The sequence below is a fragment of the Flavobacterium tructae genome, assembly GCF_001853485.1.
Classification (GTDB): domain Bacteria; phylum Bacteroidota; class Bacteroidia; order Flavobacteriales; family Flavobacteriaceae; genus Flavobacterium; species Flavobacterium tructae.
This window is the reverse complement of record NZ_MIKE01000011.1, coordinates 115672-137636: the sequence shown is the minus strand read 5'-3', so window position 1 is coordinate 137636 and position 21965 is coordinate 115672. Positions and strand designations below refer to the sequence as shown.

Sequence of the window (21965 nt, the reverse complement as noted above, 5' to 3'; positions counted from 1 at the left end):
TTAAATGTTAATTATTATATTGCAGCACCTAAATTTATCACCTAAGAATGAGTATGAAAGTAAACAAAATTGTAGTCTTGCAATTAATGATGTCAATGGTATTGATGTTAGGCACGGCTAGTTGTAGCAAAAAATCGAGTTCCAGTCATGCCTCCAGGGCAACTGGTTGGGACGTAGACAGTCAGAATGGAACTGCTGCCAGAAATGCAGGAAAAAAACAACAGGCTGGTCCTGGTTTAGTTTTTGTTGAGGGAGGTACATTTACGATGGGTAAAGTACAAGATGATGTTATGCACGATTGGAATAACACACCAACTCAACAACACGTTCAGTCATTCTATATGGATGAAACTGAAGTTACGAACGGTATGTACTTAGAGTACCTGGAATGGTTAAAGAAAGTTTTCCCACCAACAGAAGAAAATTACAAGAATATTTACGAAGGAGCATCTCCTGATACTTTAGTATGGAGAAATCGTTTAGGATACAACGAAACGATGACAAACAACTACTTAAGACACCCATCTTACGCAAACTACCCGGTAGTAGGTGTAAATTGGATTCAGGCTGTTGAATTTGCTAAATGGAGAACTGATCGTGTGAACGAAGCAGTTTTAGAGAAAAACGGTTACCTTAAAAGAGGAGCAAAAACTCAGGATGTTAGCGCTGAAAGTTTATTTAATACAGAAGGTTACGTTGCTTCACCAAGTACAACTTATGGAGGTAATGAAGAGCTTGTGTTAAAGAAAAACCCTAGCGGAAGAAAAAAACCTAAAGCAGGTAAAGACGGTGTTGTTCAGGAAGAGAAAAATGTATATGCACAACGTTCTTCAGGACTTATTTTGCCGGAATACAGACTTCCTACCGAAGCGGAGTGGGAATATGCTGCTGCTGCTGATGTTGGACAAAGAGAATACAATATCTATAAAGGACAAAAGAAATATCCTTGGTCTGGTGATTACACACGTTCTTCAAAACGTAAAAACAAAGGAGATCAATTGGCTAACTTTAAACAAGGAAACGGTGACTACGGTGGAATTGCAGGTTGGTCTGATGATGGTGCAGATATTACAAACTCTGTAAAAAGTTACGCTCCTAACGATTTTGGATTGTATGATATGGCAGGAAACGTTGCCGAATGGGTTGCTGACGTTTACAGACCTATTATCGATAACGAAGCAAATGATTTCAACTACTTTAGAGGAAATCAATATGCTAAAAACAAAATCGGGAAAGATGGTAAAATTGAAATTATTACTAAAGATAATATTCAATACAAAACATTAAGTAACGGTAAAAAAGTAGCAACAAATTTACCTGGAGAAATCGCTCAGGTTCCTGTTGATGAAAATGAAACTTACTTAAGAACTAACTTCGATACAAGTAATAACATCAACTACAGAGACGGAGACAAGCAATCTTCTAAGTATTTTGATTTCGGAGATTCTGAATCAGGATCAAAAGCAGATCAGACGATGTACAACTCACCTAAACACAATATCACAACAGATAGTTTAGGTCAGATGGTTAAGAAATATGATAACTCAAGTAAACGTACAACATTGATCGATGATAATGTAAGAGTTTACAAAGGAGGTTCATGGAGAGACAGAGCTTATTGGTTGGATCCGGGTCAAAGAAGATATTTCCCTCAGGATATGGCAACTGATTACATCGGATTTAGATGTGCAATGTCTAGAGTAGGTGCTAAATCTGAGAAAAGAAAATCACCTAGAAACTAAATTCTAGAAAATTCAATAAAAAAATTCCAAATTCCAACTGATTTACTCAGCTTTTGGAATTTGGAATTTTTTTATTGCTTATTTTTAATATGTAAAATTTTTTATAAATGAATATTCAGGACCTTCATAATCTGTTTTTAAAATGTAAATCAGTTTCAATTGATACGAGGAAAATTGAAAAGGATTCTATGTTTTTTGCTATAAAAGGAGAAAACTTTGATGCGAATACGTTTGCTTCGCAGGCGATAGAATTAGGAGCCTTATTTGTGGTTATTGACAATGCCGCTTATGCTATTGACGACAGAACAATTTTGGTGGAAAACAGCTTAGAAACATTGCAGGAACTGGCAAAGTATCACAGAGCATATTTGAAACTTCCCATTATTGCTTTAACAGGAAGTAACGGAAAAACAACTACCAAGGAATTGATCAATGTAGTTTTATCTCAGAAGTTTAAAACCAAAGCAACTGTTGGGAACTTAAATAATCATATTGGGGTTCCGCTGACTTTGTTGTCTTTTACAAAAGATACAGAAATCGGAATCGTTGAAATGGGAGCAAATCACAAGAAAGAAATAGCGTTCTTGTGTGAGATTGCGCAGCCTGATTTTGGCTATATTACCAATTTCGGAAAAGCACATTTAGAAGGTTTTGGCGGTGTTGAAGGAGTAATTATCGGTAAAAGTGAGATGTACCAATATCTGGCGAAAAACAATAAGATTGCTTTTGTTAATCTCGAAGATCCAATCCAGATTGAAAAATCAGCCGGAATTGAATCTTTTACTTTTGGAGTGAATAATGCTCAGGCAAACCTGAAAATCAATAGTATTCAGGCCAATCCATTTGTGGTGATCGGGTACGATAATTTTAGTGTAGAATCACATTTAATTGGGCTTTACAACGCAAATAATATCAATGCGGCTGTAGCAATGGGAGCTTATTTTAAAGTTGAAGATAAGGCGGTAAAACAGGCAATCGAAAATTACATACCGGAGAACAACAGATCTCAATTATTAAAGAAGGGATCGAATGAAATTATTCTGGATGCCTATAATGCTAATCCAAGTAGTATGGCTGTGGCTATTACTAATTTCCTGCAATTGGAAAATTCGAATAAAGTCATGATCTTAGGTGATATGTTTGAACTTGGCGACGAAAGCCTGCAGGAACACAAACAAATTGTAGATTCATTGTCCGATCAAAATCAATCCGTTTGTTATTTGATTGGGAAGTATTTTTACGAAACAAAAGTGGCCGGCGATCAACTTCAGTTTTTTGAAACTTTTGATGCTTTTGCGGAGTTTTTGAAGACGATACATTTTAAAGAAAATACGATTCTGATAAAAGGATCCAGAGGTATGGCTTTGGAACGAACATTGGAATTTATAAACTAATAAAAAGGCATTCTCTACAGAATGCCTTTTTGTTTTTAGATGCTCATCAGAAATCCAATCAGGTTTTCTTTTTTGTTTAAACCTAGTTTTTTCCGGAGTCGGTAGCGTGCCAACTCCACTCCGCCTGTCGAAATATTCATAATTTCGGCTATTTCTTTGGTAGACATATTCATCAGTAAATAAGTGGATAAATCCAGTTCGCGCGGAGAAATTGTTGGGTATTTTTCTTTTAAGCGTTTTAAGAATTCAAAATGTACGTTTTTGATGTGCTTCTCAAGGTCTTTCCAGCTCTTGTCTGTGTTGACCTCTTTTACAATGCTTTTATTTAGTTTGCTCACCTGAAACTTTGTCGATTCGTCGAGAGCATCGTTGTCGATTTCTTTTAGTTTGTGAATGATACCATTTAAGACTTTGTTTTTCTTTACAACCTGCAGGGAATTGCTCACCAGTTCTTTGTCTTTGGCGAGGATTTTTATCTGGAGTTTGTCATTTTTTAGTCTTTCAATTTCTTTTGCCAGCTCATATTGTTTTTGCTTTATTTTTGATTCTTTTTCAAGATACAGTTTTCTTTGCTCTATCGTTTCATAATATTTGTTTTTCCTGATTTTGAGTTTAATTCTGTTTGAAACAATATAAATTCCTGCCAGAAGTAATAAAAAGTAGGTCAGATAGGCCAGGAAATGTCTGTACCAGGGAGGTGAGATGGTAAAAATGATTTCAGACACATCAGACTCTCTGCCGTAGCTGTTTTTTGCTTTAATTTTCATGGTGTACTTGCCTTCTCTTAGATTGGTGTATTCTTTTATAGAGGTGGTCGACCAATTGCGCCAGTTTTCTTCAAATGGCTCTAATTTATAGGAATAGGTTACATTTTCCTGATTTTCGAAAGTAGGAGAGGAGAACGTAAATTTGACATGATTGGATTGATAAGGAATTAAAAGGTCTGTTAGTGGTTTTTCAAGATTACCTGTCATAATAGTATCGCTGGTAGAGGAGAAACTTTCAAAAAAGACCTTAGGTTTTGTGATGAATTTATTTGAAATTTGAGAATCATAATGTGCAAGTCCATCGGTTAGTCCTATAAAAATGTTCTCCGGATCGATTGTATTGACCGAAATATATTTGTTTACCAGATTACCTGTTAAATTGGAAAATGGAGCTTCCGTGCGGATGTATTTTCCATTGGAACCTTTTATTAAAACGCCAAGTGATTCATTGTAGGAATACCATAAATTGTTGTATTTGTCTTCTATTATAGTATTTACAGTCGGAATTTTTTCGAATAAAGCGGTTACCTTTTTGTCCTCAAAAAAGTCTTCCTGTTCGTCACTGTATCTGTAAAAGTGATTTTTGGTTTGAAAGTAAACTTTGTTGTTGATCAATTGAAGACTTCCTATTCCTTTTTTTGATGTGGAAATGTGAGCGTGTTTTTTTACAAGGTCAAATCTTTTTAAATCCTCAGACAATCTCATCTGATACAGATAAGGATCCTTTTTCAGCCACAAATAATTATTATCAAGCTCGATTTCAAATGTATTTGTCGTCTCGTCAAATCCCTCAACCTGATTGACATAACTGATTTCGTTTGCTGAGTTTTTAAAGATAGAAAAACCACTGTAACTCTCACCAATAATGTAACCGGGGTGGTTTGGAATGGTTTTGAAGCCGAAATAACCTTTATTGTCCAGTGTTTTTGACACTCTGTTTTGATCAATTACCAAGGCGCCGCTATTACTTGCACACAAAAGTGTATTATTGATGATCTGAATGTTCCAGGCTTGTGCAATGGTACCCTCGACGCGGTTGAATGGTTCGTCTTTAAAAGGTGTGTTCCAGGCATGATAAAATAAACCCTGATTGGTAGCAACATACAGGTTTTTGTTGAAAATTACAGATGCATAAACAGTACCTATATTATAACTATAGTCAAAAAAGGTAAAAGGAGAGTTTTGGTTTATAAAGGCGATTCCGTTATCCAGTCCTAGCCATAGATTATTTTTATTATCAACAAAAGAGGTCAGTACCGTGTTGTTTTGGAGTCCTTTTTGTCGGTTTAGATGCTGAAGGATTTTTCCATTCAGGTCGCAAATGACTGCGCCATTGAGAACCGAATTGAGTACGATGAATTTGTTTCCGATAATAGCTCCGCCCAAAGAGGTGTTCTTTTTGATAAAACTATTTGCTTCGGTTTCCCAAGGGGTAATGCTATTATAGTCATAAGTAAAAAGTCCTTTTTCTAAGGTTGCAAAAAGTAATTTGTTGTTGGGTAGCGGAAACATCGCCCAGATCTCTTTGTCGTTTAAAGCAGTGGTTCCTTTTAAAGGACTTAGTTTCTGGTTCTTGTATTCTAAAATACCCAGAACTTTATCCTGAAAATATAGGTGTTCTTTTATAAGAAACGAAAATTGAAACCTTCTCGGGGCATTGATAAGGCGTAATTTATTGTTTTTGTAAAAGAAGACCTTGGTGAAAGATTGAAATACGACTTCTCCTTTATAAAGATGTATTCTCCAGATCAGGTTAATGTTTCTGCTGTCTTTTTTACTGATTAACGCAGAAAGGGAATGGTATTGTAATCTGCCTTTTGCATCACTCTTAAAATAACCAAATTCATTATTTCCGCCAACATATATTCTGCCGGACTGGCCGTCTATTTTTAAGCTTCTGATAGCAGTATTGTTGGGAAGCGGATATTTGTTCCAGGTTGATCCGTCAAACTGTATTAAGCCGTTATTGTTTGCGAAGTAGATGTTGCCATTTTTATCCTGATCAATATTCCAATTTTGAGTGCCTCCTTTATAATCGGATCGCTTATAGTTTTTGATTGCGGGTAATCCAATGTTTTTTACTTGGGAAAAAAGAGTAAAAGGCAGTATAAAAAGGATAAAAATCGAAATAGATGCATTTGCGAATTTCATAATTTTAGATCAGTGTTTTTATTAGTAATGTTTTGTAATCCTCTTTTTTTGGATTAATGCAATCGGAATATTGTGTTTTTCTATAGAATTTTTCCATAAAATCGAAAATAATTCATTTTTAGTAAATGTAGTGTTTATTTTATTTAGTTAACAATTCTATAACAGTATAAAATGATTTTTAAAATCCTAAAAATCAACAAATTATTCATAATTTGATGTGTTTTTGTAAGGTGTGAATTTATAGGTTGATGTGTTTTTGTAATGAATTTTAATTACACATACTGAAATTTTAAATTTATTATTGCATCGAATTACTAATTAATTAACCAAAATTTTTAGAAAAATGAAATTAACAAAATTACTTATTTTTTGTTTTTCGTTTCTGTTGTTTTCAGTTGTCACAATGGCGCAGGATGTTACAGTAAGCGGAATCATAAATGATGAAAATGGAATGCCAGTTCCGGGTGCGTCTATTTTAATAAAAGGCACAAATAAAGCGACAGCATCTGATTTCGATGGAAAATTTCAGATCAATGTTCCTGCAAACGGCACCTTAACAATTAGTTTTGTAGGTTATAATACAGTACAGGAAGCTGTAAACGGAAGAACTAAAATTGATGTTAAGTTAAAAGCGGAATCTCAGGCCCTAAATGAAGTTGTAGTAGTAGGATACGGTACACAAAAGAAAAGTGTCGTTACAGGTTCTATATCCAGTGTTAAGGCAAAAGACTTAGAGAGTCTCCCTATAACAAGGGTAGAACAAGCGCTACAAGGAAGAGTTTCCGGGGTTTCTATTGCAGCAAATGCAGGACAACCGGGATCAGCTTCGACCATACGTATTCGAGGTTTTACTACATTAAACAATAATGATCCTTTATGGGTTGTAGATGGTGTAATTGTTGATAATGGAGGTATTGGTTACCTAAACCAGTCTGATATCGAGTCTATTGAGGTGCTTAAAGATGGCGCTTCAGGAGCTATTTATGGTTCTCGTGCAGCGGCCGGAGTTATTCTTGTAACTACAAAAAAAGGTAAAGCAGGTAAAATATCAGTAAGCTATACCGGTTTTGCAGGAACATCTCAGGCAGCTAAAAAATTAGATTTACTAGATGCTAATCAGTACGTAACTATTATGAATGAAGCTAACGTAAATGGCGGAACTCCGAATAGATACACCGTTCCTGCAAATGTTGGAAACGGAACAGACTGGCAGAATGTAATTTTTAATAATCATGCACAACGTTCTTCTCATGAGCTAAGTTTTAGCGGTGGTAATGATACGTCAACTTTTTACATGTCTTTTGGATTAACAGATCAGGAAGGTATTGTAAACTCTGATATTTCTAATTACAACAGAAAAAATATCCGTTTGAACTCTAACCATAAATTAGGGAAGTATATTAAAATTGGTCAAACTTTAGGATATTCTCACGAAAAAACAATTGGTGTAGGAAATACCAATGATGAGTTTGGAGGGCCTTTGTCGTCAGCCATAAACTTAGATCCGTTAACACCGGTACTTGTTGCACCGGGTGCGGCAACCGGGGCAGGTACTCCGTACGAGAACAAAAATGCGCTTAGAGATGCAAACGGAAATTATTACGGTATCTCGACAATTGTAACTCAGGAAACTTCAAATCCATTAGCGTATACGCAAACAAGATTAGGAAATAATGATTTTGCAGATAATTTTGTTGGAAATATTTTTGCTGAAGCAGAAATTTTACCCGGATTAAAATTCAAATCTACTGCAGGTGGAAAATTAGCCTATTACGGTTCAGATAACTTTACACCGGTTTATTACTTAAACGGAGCTACCAAAAAAGATGTAAATGAATTGTTCCGATCGTACAAAAAATCTTTCAGCTGGAACTGGGAGAACACTCTAAACTACGATAAGAAAATTGGAAATCATCATTTCGGTATTTTAATTGGAAAAGGTACTTATGTTGATAATATTACTTCCGGTAATGATATCACCTACAGAGGTGTACCGGCTACGACACATGCCGAAGCTTCTTTTAATGTTGACATTCCAATTTCTGATAAAATAGCAAACGCTTACAATGCACAAGCTTTAGAACACAGAGTGGAGTCCTTGTTTTCCAGATTAAACTACGATTACAAAGAAAAATATATTTTTACCGGGATTCTTCGTCGTGATGGTTCTACACGCTTTGGACCAAACCATAAATACGGAACTTTCCCGTCAGTATCTTTAGGCTGGGTTCCTTCCAAAGAAAATTTCTGGGGAGAAAATAAAATCGTGAATACTTTAAAAATAAGAGGAGGTTATGGAGTTACGGGTAATGATTCCTCTCCTGATTTCTTATACATTTCTACAGTTGGAATTCAAAGAAACTATACTATCGGTGGGGTAATTGTTAACGGACAAAGTCCGAATGCGATTCCAAACCCTGATTTGAAATGGGAAGAAACCAAACAACTTAACATTGGTTTCGAAACTACTTTATTGCATGATTTCAATTTAAGTGTGGACCTTTTCAACAAAAAAACAGAAGGTATCTTAATGAAAGTGCCAATTCCGGGTTATGTTGGAGCCACAGGTAATACTTATGCAAACTTAGCAGATATGGAAAACCGCGGTGTAGATATTGAATTAGGCTACCGTAAGAAAATTGGAGAATTGAACCTGTCTGTTAATGGAAACTTCTCTTACATCAAAAATGAAATTACTTATATAGACAAAGGAGTTAATTTCTTAGTTGGAGACGAAACGGTACAGTCCAGTTCTTATGAAATCAACAGAACGGAAGTTGGTCATGCGTATAACTCCTTCTACGGATTTAAAACAAATGGTATTTTCCAGACTCAGGCCGATATTGATTCTTATAAAAATGCGGCAGGAAAAGTAATTCAGCCTAATGCTAAACCGGGAGATTTCCGTTGGCAGGATTTGGATGGAGATGGCGTAATTGGAGCTAACGACAGAACTTTCTTAGGAACTTCATTGCCTAAATTCACGTATGGATTTACAATGAACTTAGCATACAAAGGATTTGATATGTTAGTTTTCGGTCAGGGTGCAGGAGGAAATATGATCTATCAGGGATTGAGAAGACTTGATATTTCTACCGCAAATTATCAAACAGAAGTTATGGGACGCTGGACAGGACCGGGATCAACAAACAGTTATCCGAGAGTCACTACTGATGATTCCAACAAAAACTTTACAAATCCATCAGATTTCAATTTGCAAAAAGGAGATTTCTTCCGATTCAAAACAATCCAACTTGGATATTCATTTCCAAAAGAATGGATAGAAAGCATCTCATTGCAAAAAGTAAGATTGTATGTAACAGGAGAAAATTTATGGACGATTACCAAATATACAGGTTATGATCCTGAAATTGGAGGTCCTACTACAGCCGGAATGAACAACGTACAGGGTGTTGACAGAGGATATTACCCTCAGGCAAAATCGTATATGTTAGGAGTTAATTTGCAATTTTAAATTTAAAAAAAAAGATATTATGAAACTTATAAGTTTTAAACAATCATTATTCGCTTTTGGGGTGTTACTTACACTTGGATCGTGCGATACCGATGAAAAATTGGAGGTAAAGGGAGATGGAGTAGTACTGGAAGATAATTTTTACAGAAACGAAACCGAGGCTTATTCAGGTCTGGTAGCAGCATACGATAAACTAGGAAAGTTTGCAGGAGCAATGGAAAATGCGCCCTTATTATTCTTAAACTCTGCATCCGATGACTTCTATGCAGGTGGGGGTGGTTCAGACGATCAGCCTGGACTACAGGTGGCATCGAACTATTCTGTTAGTCCGGCTAATATTCCACCAGCAATTTGGGCAGATTATTATAAAGGTGTAGCGAGATGCAACGTTATGTTGGTAAAACTTCCGAATGTTCCTATGGATGCCGCTAAGAAAGCAAGATTTGCCGCAGAAGTAAAAGCGTTACGTGCTTATTATTATTTTGATCTGGTGAGAATGTTTAAGAATATTCCTTTGATTCTGACACCACTAACGAAAAACGAAATTCCTTTAGTTATGCAGGCTAAACCGGACGAGGTTTATGCACAAATTGAAAAAGATTTAAATGAAGCAATTCCTGATTTGCCAATGACCATACCTGCACCTGAGTTGGGAAGATTCTCTAAAGGAGCTGCAACAGCACTTTTAGGAAAGGTATATTTATACGATAACAAAAAGCCACAGGCGGCGGTTGAATTGGCAAAAGTAAACGGAACTCCCGGAGGAACAAGTAGTTTTGGCTATAAGCTGATGGATACTTTCGCTTCTTTATGGGATCATACCAAAAAATTCAATTCAGAATCTATCTTTGAAATTACCTATACCGATAAATCCAATGCAGATTGGGGGAATTTTGAAAGAGGTGATGACGAAGGTAACGTTGCCGCTCAGTTGATGGGAATTAGAGATTATTCCAGAACAAAATATGGAAAAGCAGCACTTTTACCAGATTATATTAATGGATGGGGCTTTTGTGTTGTTACCGCAGATCTGGCAAATACAATGAAAAGCGATCCACGTTTCGCGTCTACTATTTTTGATGCAAAGACTGCAAGAGCTACTGGAGATCCGGATAAAGATCCAAACACTTTGATTACTTACAAAGACAGTTATCAGGAGACTGGATATCATTTTATTAAATATGCACCGGTTAATGCCGATATCAAAGCAAGTAACCCTTTCTTAAATTTTGGAATCAATACTTACGTTATTCGTTTGGCAGATACTTATTTATTAGAGGCTGAAGCTTTAGGAGGAACAGGAGCAAGAGCTCAGGCACTACTAGATGCTGTTAGATTAAGAGCCGGATTAACATCAGTACCGGTTTCTATTCCGGCTATTTTAGCCGAAAGAAGATTAGAACTTGCAGGTGAAGGTCATCGTTGGTTTGATTTGGTGAGAACAGGTCAGGCTGCTGCCAAACTTGCTTTCAAAGGATTTCAGGCCAATAAAAATGAAGCATTCCCAATTCCATATAGTGAATTCAATAACACTAAGATGGTTCAAAATCAGGGATATCCACAATAATGAAGTAAGTTAAGTTTAAGTTTAAGGTTGGTTGTAAATAGCCCATGATCATTATGAGTATGGGCTATTTTTAAATCAAACCGGAAATCATTTGACTAAGAAATTTGATCAAAGTCTCAATTATTAAAACATACTCAATGAGAAAGATTGGCTATATTATTACTTGTTTATGTTTTTCTTTATCTGTTTTTCCACAACAGAAAAATCAAAAACAGCAACAAAAATTTACCACTACCAATAAAAAAATAACGGTTTATACCACAGCAGCGAATACACAATTAAGATTAACACCAACAGATCATTTAAATTTTACCGCATCCAGACAACCTATAGAAACAGAGTTGTCCGTTTTTGTTGAACCATCCAAACGTTTCCAGAGTTTTCTGGGGATTGGCGGTGCCATTACCGATGCAAGTGCCGAAATTTTTGCCCAATTATCAAAAGAAAAACAGACGGAATTTTTAAACGCTTACTACGATACTCAAAAAGGAATCGGTTATTCATTGCTAAGAACAACTATTCAAAGTTCTGATTTTAGCAGCGGAAGTTATTCTTATATCGAAGAAGGCGACAAAGATTTAAAAACATTTTCGATTGATCATGACCGCAAATACCGTTTACCAATGATTAAAGCGGTCCTAAAAACGGCAGGCGGAAAAATGATTACTTATGCTACTCCGTGGTCACCAAATGCTTTTATGAAAAGCAATAAGAATGTACTCAAAGGCGGAACATTACTCCCGGAATTTTATCAACCGTGGGCAAACTTCTATGCAAAATTTATAAAAGCATACGAAAAAGAAGGAATTCCAATTTGGGCAACATCCGTTCAGAATGAACCCATGGCCACCCAAACTTGGGAATCCTGTTTGTACACTGCCGAACAGGAAAGAGATTTTCTGAAGAATTACCTTGGACCAACCTTAAAAAAAGAAGGCTTGGGAAAGGTAAAAATTATTGCCTGGGATCATAATCGTGATTTAATGGTACAGAGAGCCAATGTTATTTTCTCCGACCCGGAAGCTTCCAAATATGTTTGGGGAATGGGTTTTCATTGGTACGAAACCTGGACAGGAGCTCAGCCGATGTTTGACAATGTCGCAAGAGTACATGAAGCATATCCGGACAAAAAACTCATTTTTACAGAAGGCTGTGTCGAGAAATTTGACGCTGCAAAATATCAATTCTGGCCAAACGCAGAGCGATACGGCACTTCTATGATCAATGATTTTAACAACGGAACCGTGGGCTGGACAGACTGGAATATACTTTTGGACCAATTTGGAGGACCGAACCATGTAGGCAATTTTTGCTTCGCACCCATACATGCAGATACCACTACAGGGGAACTCATTTACACCCCATCGTATTATTATATCGGGCATTTTTCAAAATTCATTCGTCCGAATGCCGTTCGTGTAAGTACTTCGGTAAGCCGCAGTTATTTGTCAAGTACCTCTTTTTTAAATACTGACGGAAAAATGGCAACCGTAGTGATGAACAATACCGACAATGCTATTACCTATAATTTTATTATTGCAACAGAACAGACCATTGTAAAAATTCCTGCACACGCGATACAAACGCTGGTCTATTAAAATTTTGGAGTTAGTTAGAGGGGCAATCTGATTCGTCCGTTTCGCCCCTTGCTTTTTAATAATAATGAAATCGTTTTGAGTGTACCATGAAAGCCATAAATAGAGTTTTAATCGCCCCATTGCTAGTGCTGCAATTCGTTTCTTCTTCAAAAGTTGGAGCACAGTCTGCAGCACCCTCATTTAAATCAAACCCCAAAATACAAGTATATACTACTGCCGAAAACCCCAAATTAAGATTGTCATTATCCAATAATTTCATTTTAAATTCAGCTTCACAGCAAACAAAATCAACGGTTTCAATTGCGATTGATCCTTCAAAAACTGATCAGACTTTTTTAGGAATTGGCGGAGCCATTACCGATGCCAGTGCAGAAGTTTTTGCTAAACTGTCATCCAAAAAGCAACAGGAATTTCTAACCGCTTACTATGATAAAAATAAAGGAATAGGGTATTCTTTGGCCAGAACCAATATGCATAGCTGTGATTTTAGCAGCGAAAGTTATACTTATATTCAGGAAGGCGACAAAGAGCTCAAAACCTTTACTATTGATCACGATAAAAAATACCGAATTCCATTACTCAAAAAAGCAATTGAAACAGCCGGCGGGACATTAACTTTATTTGTTAGTCCGTGGAGTCCCCCGGCTTTCATGAAAGACAATAATGATATTTTGCACGGCGGCGTTTTATTGCCGCAGTTTGCACAATCATGGGCCAATTATTATGCTAAATTTATAAAGGCATACGAAAAAGAAGGAATTCCGGTCTGGGGACTGACGATTCAAAATGAACCAATGGCAAGTCAGAGATGGGAGTCTTGCATTTACACCCCGGAAGCCGAAAGAGATTTTTTGAAAAATTTTCTGGGGCCTACTTTAGAAAAAGAAGGATTGGGGTCTAAAAAGATCATTATTTGGGACCACAACCGCGGAGAGATGCTAGAGAAAAGAGCTAATTTGGTTTTTTCTGATCCTGAAGTTTCCAAATACGCCTGGGGAATTGGATTCCACTGGTACGAAACCTGGAACGGAGGTAGTCCGAAATTTGAATCTGTGGGGAACGTGCATGAAGCTTTTCCAAGTAAAAATCTGCTGTTTACCGAAGGCTGTATCGAAAAATTTGACGCTTCGAAATTCCAGTTTTGGGGAAATGCCGAACGATACGGAATCAATATGATCAATGATTTTAACAACGGAACGACAGGCTGGACGGACTGGAACATTTTGCTGGATCAAAACGGAGGCCCCAATCATGTTGGTAATTTTTGTTTTGCCCCTATTCATGCCGATACCACGAAAGATGAACTGATCTACACACCGATGTACTATTATATTGGACATTTTTCAAAATTCATCCAACCGGGAGCGAAAAGAATTAGAAATGTAATAAGCGACAAAAGTGTATTAAGCACTTCTTTTCTAAATACAAACGGAAAAATTGCCACCGTTGTAATGAATCAGTCAGACAAAGCAGTGGTGTACGAAATAGCAATCAATGCGGTGAAAAAAACGTTTACTATACCGGCTCATGCCATGCAAACGTTAGTGTACTAGCCTCTTTTAGCAGCATATTAATTTAAAGAAATACAATGAAAAACACGAAGTTTATAGTAGTTGCTCTATTTTTTTGTGGAGCAGTATGGAGTCAGGAAGCCAGGAAAACGAGAGCAGCAATAGATGCCAAGGTATCAGAGTTGTTATCAAAGATGACATTGGAAGAAAAAGTAGGGCAAATGACGCAAATTACAGTTACTGTTTTTGAAGATGCTCAAAAACCGGGTTATTTTGATGCCGCCAAACTAAAAAAAGGAATTCAGGAGTACCATATCGGTTCCATTCTGAATGTACCTAATCCGGGAGCACCGACCCTTCAGAGATGGCAGGAGACCATGACTGCCATTACCAATGAAGCCAACAAATCGAGACTTAAAATTCCGGTATTGTATGGTATAGATGCCATACACGGAGCGAGTTATACCGCCGGAGCCACCTTATTTCCACAACAAATAGGTCTGGCGGCAACGTTTAATACAGAGCTGGTAAAACGCGGGGCTGAAATTTCGGCTTACGAAACCAGAGCCTCCTCCATTCCATGGGTATTCTCTCCAGATTTGGATTTTCCGAGAAACCCGGCCTGGTCCAGAATGTGGGAATCTTTTGGAGAAGATGCCTATTTGTCTTCCAAAATGGCCGTCGCTTTGGTAGATGGTTTTGAAGGAAGCAATGTAGGATCAAAATATAGCGTAGCCTCCTGTATGAAACATTATATTGGTTACGGAAGCACTACAACCGGAAAAGACAGAACACCAAGTATTATTCCCGAGCGCATTCTAAGACAATATGATTTAACCATATATCAGGCTGCCATAAAAGCCGGAGCAAAAAGCGTAATGGTAAGTTCCGGAGAAATCAACGGAACTCCGGTACATTCAAGTAAACATCTGATTACGGACATTCTTAAAAAAGAATTAGGTTTTGAGGGAGTAGTAGTAACCGATTGGAAGGATATTATTTATTTGAATACCAGACATAAAATTGCAGCAACCAAAAGAGATGCAGTTCGTATCGCGGTTATGGCCGGAATAGACATGAGCATGGTGCCCGAAGAATTTACTTTTTACACAGACCTTGTAGATTTAGTTCAAAAAGGAGAAGTGCCAATGTCCCGTATTGATGATGCGGTAACCAGAATTCTGAGAATGAAATTCGAGTTAAACCTGTTCCAGAATACGGTTGCGAATCTAAAGGATTATCCAAAATTTGGTTCAGCCGAACACATTCAGGAAGCTTATAAAACGGCGGCGGAATCCATTACATTGTTAAAAAATAACGATGCCGTTTTACCTTTAAACAAAGAGGAAAAAATCCTGGTAACCGGAGCAACGGCAAACAGCATGAAAAACCTGAACGGTGGCTGGTCGTACACCTGGCAGGGTGAAAATGCAGATACTTACGCTGCTGACAAATTAACTATTCTGGAAGCTTTTCAGGCTAAATTAGGAAAAGAGAATGTACTCTATACCGCCGGAGCAGATATTGAAAAAGAAGATGATGCCGAAATTCAAAAAGCGGTTGAACTGGCTCAAAAGGCATCGAAAATTGTATTGTGCCTTGGAGAGAAAAACTACACCGAAACTCCGGGAGATATCAGTAATCTTTATATGAGTAAATCTCAGATAAAATTAGCTCTTGCCTTATCCAAAGTAAACAAACCAATTATTCTGGTTTTAAACGAAGGAAGACCAAGATTAATCAGTGATTTCGAAGATAAAATGAGTGCCGTTGTACAGTGTTATTTGCCGGGAAATGAAGGAGGAAGAGCCTTGGTTGACATTCTGTACGGAGAGGTAAATCCAAGTGGAAGATTGCCTTATAACTATCCGAGATACCCTAATTCATTAGAAAAATACAATAGAAAACATACAGAAAGTTTAGCAGATGAAGAACAAAATAATGATGCTAAATATGAGAAAAGTTATTCCCCTCAGTTTGAATTTGGAACAGGATTATCTTATACCACCTTTACGTATTCGAATTTAAAAATCGACAAAACAGAAATTACGAATACCGATGAAATAAAGGTGACCGTTGAGGTTACCAATTCCGGAAAAAGAGCCGGAAAAGAATCGGTTTTATTGTACCTGTCAGATCATTATGCTTCTATAACTCCTGAAGTAAAAGCGCTAAAAAGATTCGAAAAGATTAGTTTGGAGCCTAACGAAACCAAAATGGTGAAATTTACTTTAAACCAAAAAGATTTGCAATTCGTAAACGAAGACCTGAAATGGATATCCGAAAAAGGAACTTTTACGATTCAGATCGCAAATCTTAAAAAGGACTTTTTATTACAGTAAATAAACCAAACATGGTTATTCCCGAAAAGATATTTGGTGTTTGAATGTCAAAAGAAAATTTGCTATTTCATATTACAAAGACATGAAAAAAATAATTATTACCCTACCGTTACTACTTTCCTTTGCCACTTTCGCTCAGGGTTTTTTACATAGAGACGGACAAAAAATTGTAGACGGAACCGGAAAGAATATCATTTTAAGAGGTCTCGGAACAGGAGGCTGGATGGTTCAGGAAGGCTATATGTTACAGACACAACCTTTTGCAAGTCCGCAGTATGTTATCAGGCAGAAGATTCAGGATGTTATTGGAGAAGAAGCAACCAAAGAATTTTACGCTGCCTACAAAGCAAACGGAATCACCAAAAGAGATGTAGATTCATTAGCCGCCTGGGGATTCAATTCGATCCGCCTGCCGATGCATTACAATTTATACACACCACCAATCGAAGCCGAAAAAAAGGATGAAATCTCCTGGATTGAAGAAGGCTTTACCATGACCGATAATTTGCTGAAATGGTGCGCCGAAAATAAAATGTATCTGATTTTAGACTTACATGCCGCTCCCGGAGGCCAGGGAAACGATGCCGCAATTTCAGATTATGATACCACAAAACCCTCCTTGTGGGAGAGCGAAGCCAATCAGAAAAAAATGATTGCCTTATGGAAAAAACTGGCTTCACGTTACAGAGATAATCCGTGGATTGGAGCCTATGACATTATCAACGAACCTAATTGGAATTTTACCGGGACGAATAAAAATGGCTGTGATGAAAACTCAAACGGTCCTTTAAGAGATCTGATGGTTCGGGTTACAAAAGCCATTCGGGAAGTCGATACCAACCATTTAATTTTTATTGAAGGAAACTGCTGGGGAAACAATTACAACGGAATTTTTCCTTTATGGGATGAAAATATGGCATTGAGTTTTCACAAATACTGGAACTACAATACCACAGCCTCCATTCAGAAAATGCTGGACTACAGAACACAATACAATGTGCCGATCTGGTTGGGTGAAAGCGGAGAAAATTCGAACGTATGGTTTAAAGAGGCATTGACATTGGTCGAAAACAACAATATAGGCTGGGCATTCTGGCCCATGAAAAAAATCGAGAATATTGCGGGAGTGACCTCTGTTACAAAGATTCCCGAATACGATGTTTTATTAAAGTACTGGAAAGACGGCGGAGAGAAACCAAAGCCTGATTTTGCTAAAAAAACTTTAATGAAAATCGCCGACAATTACAAAATAGAAAACGTAACCGTAAAACCGGACGTGATCGATGCCATGTTCAGACAAGTGCAAACCAACGATACCAAACCTTATAAACGGCATTTGATTCCCGGAAAAATTGCAGCAACAGAGTATGATTTGGGAACCAATGAAAAGGCTTATTCAGACAAAGATTTTATAAACTACAGAGTCGAAACCGGAAAATTTGACGAGTGGAACAAAGGAAATACGATGCGAAATGATGGCGTTGATATTTTACCCTGCAAAGATGCCGGATCAAACGGATATCAGGTTTCATTTATTGAGGATGGAGAATGGTTACAGTTTACAGCTGAAATAAAGAAGCAAAATACATACAAAGTAGCAATTCGATATTCGGCTGAAAATTCAGAAGGGAAAATATACCTCGAAGCAGAAAATAGAAAAAGATCCCAAATCGTTACATTACCTGCAACGGGAGGAAATGACAAATGGAAAACGGTTGTACTGTCCGGAGTGATATTAAATGCCGGAACGCAAAAAATTAAAGTTGTTTTCGAAAAAGGAGGTTTCAACCTGAATTACTTAGATTTTTCAGAACAGAAAAAATAAAGGTAGACGAGGTATTTATAAGAGAATAGATGTATTTAAATGAAGTAGAAACGTCTTTTTTATGCGTGCAGTACCTATGTGTTTAGATAACCGCCACAGATTAAAAGGATTTAAAAAAAATCTGCATAATCTGCATAATCTGCGAGAAAAAATAGATGCGTGAAATGTGAAATGTTAGATGTGAAATGCGACTGCAATCTATGAATTTAAGTAACCGATACAGATTAAAGGATTTAAAAAAATCTGCATAATCTGCGAGAAAAAATAGATGTGTGAAATGTGGCTGAAAACTGCGACTGCAAACTTTCTATATGTTTAAATAAATGCAGCGGGTTAAATTAACATTATTTTGAAGCTTATATTTTTCTTTAGGGCTAATGAAATGGTAGCTTTACGAATTCAATTTTTTTACTATGAAAAAGACAAATACAATTGCTCTCGTAATGTTTCTGATTTTTGTCAGTACTTCATTTTATGCTCAGAGTGTAAAAATGATGACGTATAATATTCGTTTAGATGTTGCTTCTGACGGAGAAAATGCCTGGCCAAACCGGAAGGACTTTTTTAATTCTCAAATCAGATTTTACAGTCCCGATATTCTTGGAATTCAGGAGGCATTGCCTAATCAGGTGGCTGAGATTGCTTCGGCCTTACCGGAGTACCATAAATTTGGGATAGGCAGAGAAGAAAAAGGAACCGGAGAAGCCTGTACGATTTACTATAAAAAAGACCGTTTTCAGGTAGAACATACGAACACATTTTGGCTGTCAGAAACACCGGAAAAAGTATCAAGGGGCTGGGATGCTGCCTGTAACAGAGTTTGTACTTACGGATTGTTTAAAGATTTAAAAACAAAAAAAATGTTTTGGGTTTTTAACCTTCACCTGGATCATGTTGGAGAGGTAGCCCGCGTAAAGGGAGTCGAGTTAGTTCTCTCAAAAATAAAAGAAATAAACACTAAAAATCAGCCCGTGTTTTTAATGGGAGACTTCAATTCAGTACCTGACACGAAACAAATTGTAGAGATAAAGAAGGTGATGGACGATACCAGGGATATTTCGATAGAAAAACCTTTTGGTCCTTTGGGAACCTTTAATGAATTCAAACACAATGAACCAGTGAATTTGTTACTGGATTATATTTTTGTATCAAAAAATAGCGGATTAAAAATTCAAAAACATGCAGTCTTAAGTGATTCAAAAGATTTAAAATATCCATCCGATCATTTGCCTGTTTTGATCCAAATAAATTAATTATGAAAAAAATAACCACATTTACCCTGTTGATGGTATCGCTTTTTGCGACCGCTCAGCAAGAAACAATAGATCAGAAAGTTAATGCTCTGTTGAAAAAAATGACTCTTGAGGAAAAAATCGGTCAGCTAAATCAGTATACGGGCGACAATGCAGCAACGGGGCCTATTACCATAAACGCCAACAAACAAGCCGAAATAAAGGCTGGATTAATAGGTTCGATGTTAAACGTAACCGGAACAAAATACACCCGACAATATCAGGAACTGGCCATGCAGTCCCGTTTGAAAATCCCCCTGTTATTTGGTCAGGATGTCATCCATGGCTACAAAACAACTTTTCCAATTCCGTTAGCCGAAGCAGCGAGCTGGGACTTAGCAACTATTGAATTGGCGGCAAGAGTAGCGGCTACAGAGGCTTCAGCAAGTGGGATTCACTGGACATTTGCTCCAATGGTCGACATTGGCCGTGATCCGCGTTGGGGGAGAGTGATGGAAGGAGCGGGAGAAGACACCTGGCTGGGTTCTAAAATTGCCTATGCCAGAGTTAAAGGTTTTCAGGGAAATAAACTCGGAGATCTGAACTCGGTCATGGCCTGCGTAAAACATTTTGCAGCTTATGGCGCAGCTGTGGGTGGCAGAGATTACAACTCGGTAGATATGAGTGAACGCATGCTTTTAGAAACCTATCTGCCTCCTTTTAAAGCAGCTCTCGATGCCGGTGCAGCCACTTTTATGAATTCCTTTAATGACTTAAACGGAATTCCGGCTACCGCAAATGTGCATTTGCAGCGTGATATCTTAAAAGGAAAATGGAACTTTCAGGGATTCGTAGTTTCAGACTGGGGATCGATTGGGGAAATGGTAGCACACGGATACTCTAAAGATTTGAAAGCTGCTGCACTTGCCGCGATTACAGCTGGAAGTGATATGGATATGGAAAGTAATGCCTACCGATATCATTTGGCAGAATTAGTGAAAGAAGGCAAAGTACCTGTAGATTGGATTGATGATGCTGTGAAGCGTATTTTACGCAAGAAATATGAATTGGGTTTATTTGATGATCCTTATCGATATTCAGATCAAAAAAGAGCCGATAAAGCTTTAAACAACCCTGAAAACAGAAAGGCAGCTCTTGAAGTAGCTAAGAAGAGTATCGTTTTATTAAAGAACGACAACGAAACATTACCGCTGTCCAAAAACCTGAAAACAATTGCATTCATTGGTCCAATGGTGAAAGAGTACAAAGAAAATATGGGGTTTTGGTCCGTAGAATTACCTGAGGTTGATTACAATAAATGGATTGTCTCACAATGGGATGGTTTGCAGAACAAAGTGGGTAAAAACACAAAACTGCTTTATGCCAAAGGCTGTGAAGTAGACGGAGATAACAAAGACGGTTTTGCAGAAGCAGTGGCAACGGCCCAACAGGCAGATGTGGTGATTTTGAGTATTGGTGAAAGACGTGACATGAGCGGTGAAGCAAAAAGCCGAAGCGATCTTCATTTGCCGGGTGTTCAGGAAGATTTGGTAAAAGCGATTCAGGCAACAGGAAAACCGGTAATCGTTCTGGTAAACGCCGGAAGACCTCTTATATTTAACTGGACAGCAGATCATGTTCCGGCAATTGTTTACACCTGGTGGTTGGGAACCGAAGCAGGTAATGCTATAGCCGATGTTTTATTTGGAGATTACAATCCATCAGGAAAATTGCCCATGACCTTCCCGAGAGAAGTGGGGCAGATCCCAATTTATTACAATCATTTCAGTACAGGAAGACCTGCTAAAGATGAAGATGCCAAAAACTATGTTTCGGCCTACATTGATCTGAAAAACTCTCCTAAATTTCCTTTTGGATACGGGTTGAGTTATACCAAATTCAATTATTCTGATTTGAAATTGTCAGCAGTAAAAATGAAAAACAACGAAACTATTAAAGTTTCTTTTCAATTATCAAATGTTGGAAAAGTAGCAGGAGAAGAAGTGGTTCAATTGTATTTAAAAGACAAATTCGGATCGGTGGTAAGACCCGTTTTAGAATTGAGAGATTTTCAAAAAGTAAAACTAAATGCAGGAGAATCTAAAACAATTGAATTTACTATTGACAAAGAGAAACTTTCGTTCTACAATAATAAATTAGAATGGACAGCAGAACCGGGAGATTTTGAAGTCATGATCGGAGCTTCATCAGCTGACCTCAAATTAAAAGCAGATTTTGAATTGCTTTAACTTTTTTAACCAAACAGAAATATAGATTACTGTTATAAAAAATAACACGAATTGCACGAATTGTCACTAATTTGTTTGTGTAATTAATTCCACAAACAAGGTTAACGGATTA

The 21965-nt window shown here is 37.3% G+C and carries 11 protein-coding genes; 10 read left to right on the top strand and 1 reads right to left on the bottom strand.

All coding sequences use genetic code 11. The annotated features are described in order from the left end of the window. The first annotated feature begins 53 nt into the window (after window positions 1-53). Window positions 54-1742: a gliding motility lipoprotein GldJ gene (gene gldJ, locus BHE19_RS02660; RefSeq protein ID WP_017497229.1), complete on the top strand. Its 1689-nt coding sequence runs from the start codon at window positions 54-56 to the stop codon at window positions 1740-1742. A 107-nt stretch (window positions 1743-1849) separates the two neighbouring features. Further along, complete coding sequence (locus BHE19_RS02655) at window positions 1850-3136, top strand: UDP-N-acetylmuramoyl-tripeptide--D-alanyl-D-alanine ligase (RefSeq protein ID WP_070905834.1); 1287 nt, start codon at window positions 1850-1852, stop codon at window positions 3134-3136. 35 nt (window positions 3137-3171) lie between these two features. On the opposite strand, the gene BHE19_RS02650 is transcribed toward BHE19_RS02655, so the two are convergent. Further along, window positions 3172-6054: a helix-turn-helix and ligand-binding sensor domain-containing protein gene (locus BHE19_RS02650; RefSeq protein WP_070905833.1), complete on the bottom strand. Its 2883-nt coding sequence runs from the start codon at window positions 6052-6054 to the stop codon at window positions 3172-3174. Window positions 6055-6397: 343 nt separating this feature from the next. Between BHE19_RS02650 and BHE19_RS02645 the strand changes: the two genes are divergently transcribed. From BHE19_RS02645 to BHE19_RS02610, 8 genes are all read left to right on the top strand, one after another. After that, entirely contained in the window at window positions 6398-9529 is a 3132-nt protein-coding gene (locus BHE19_RS02645) for a SusC/RagA family TonB-linked outer membrane protein (RefSeq protein WP_017498001.1), read from the top strand. Between the two features lie 19 nt (window positions 9530-9548). After that, window positions 9549-11096, top strand: a complete 1548-nt coding sequence (locus BHE19_RS02640) for a RagB/SusD family nutrient uptake outer membrane protein (RefSeq protein WP_070905832.1) — start codon at window positions 9549-9551, stop codon at window positions 11094-11096. A gap of 137 nt (window positions 11097-11233) precedes the next feature. After that, on the top strand, window positions 11234-12694 hold the full coding sequence (locus BHE19_RS02635) for a glycoside hydrolase family 30 protein (protein ID WP_070905831.1): 1461 nt from the start codon (window positions 11234-11236) through the stop codon (window positions 12692-12694). Window positions 12695-12780: 86 nt separating this feature from the next. After that, entirely contained in the window at window positions 12781-14247 is a 1467-nt protein-coding gene (locus BHE19_RS02630) for a glycoside hydrolase family 30 protein (RefSeq protein WP_070905830.1), read from the top strand. Between the two features lie 35 nt (window positions 14248-14282). Continuing rightward, window positions 14283-16547 (top strand): glycoside hydrolase family 3 N-terminal domain-containing protein, encoded by a 2265-nt coding sequence (locus BHE19_RS02625; RefSeq protein ID WP_070905829.1) that lies wholly within the window; start codon window positions 14283-14285, stop codon window positions 16545-16547. Window positions 16548-16629: 82 nt separating this feature from the next. Beyond that, window positions 16630-18372 carry a cellulase family glycosylhydrolase gene (locus BHE19_RS02620; protein ID WP_070905828.1) on the top strand — a complete coding sequence of 581 codons (1743 nt, stop codon included), beginning with the start codon at window positions 16630-16632 and terminating at the stop codon, window positions 18370-18372. Between the two features lie 413 nt (window positions 18373-18785). Next, entirely contained in the window at window positions 18786-19625 is an 840-nt protein-coding gene (locus BHE19_RS02615) for an endonuclease/exonuclease/phosphatase family protein (RefSeq protein ID WP_070905827.1), read from the top strand. Window positions 19626-19627: 2 nt separating this feature from the next. Further along, a complete protein-coding gene (locus BHE19_RS02610; RefSeq protein WP_070905826.1) occupies window positions 19628-21853 on the top strand; it encodes a glycoside hydrolase family 3 N-terminal domain-containing protein in 2226 nt (741 codons plus the stop codon). The last annotated feature ends 112 nt before the right edge of the window (window positions 21854-21965 follow it).

Coding starts and splice junctions, on each gene's coding strand:
- BHE19_RS02645 (WP_017498001.1), top strand. CDS start 6,398: ATGAAATTAACAAAATTACTTATTTTTTGTTTTTCGTTTCTGTTGTTT.
- gldJ (WP_017497229.1), top strand. CDS start 54: ATGAAAGTAAACAAAATTGTAGTCTTGCAATTAATGATGTCAATGGTA.
- BHE19_RS02610 (WP_070905826.1), top strand. CDS start 19,628: ATGAAAAAAATAACCACATTTACCCTGTTGATGGTATCGCTTTTTGCG.
- BHE19_RS02630 (WP_070905830.1), top strand. CDS start 12,781: ATGAAAGCCATAAATAGAGTTTTAATCGCCCCATTGCTAGTGCTGCAA.
- BHE19_RS02640 (WP_070905832.1), top strand. CDS start 9,549: ATGAAACTTATAAGTTTTAAACAATCATTATTCGCTTTTGGGGTGTTA.
- BHE19_RS02635 (WP_070905831.1), top strand. CDS start 11,234: ATGAGAAAGATTGGCTATATTATTACTTGTTTATGTTTTTCTTTATCT.
- BHE19_RS02625 (WP_070905829.1), top strand. CDS start 14,283: ATGAAAAACACGAAGTTTATAGTAGTTGCTCTATTTTTTTGTGGAGCA.
- BHE19_RS02655 (WP_070905834.1), top strand. CDS start 1,850: ATGAATATTCAGGACCTTCATAATCTGTTTTTAAAATGTAAATCAGTT.
- BHE19_RS02615 (WP_070905827.1), top strand. CDS start 18,786: ATGAAAAAGACAAATACAATTGCTCTCGTAATGTTTCTGATTTTTGTC.
- BHE19_RS02620 (WP_070905828.1), top strand. CDS start 16,630: ATGAAAAAAATAATTATTACCCTACCGTTACTACTTTCCTTTGCCACT.
- BHE19_RS02650 (WP_070905833.1), bottom strand. CDS start 6,054: ATGAAATTCGCAAATGCATCTATTTCGATTTTTATCCTTTTTATACTG.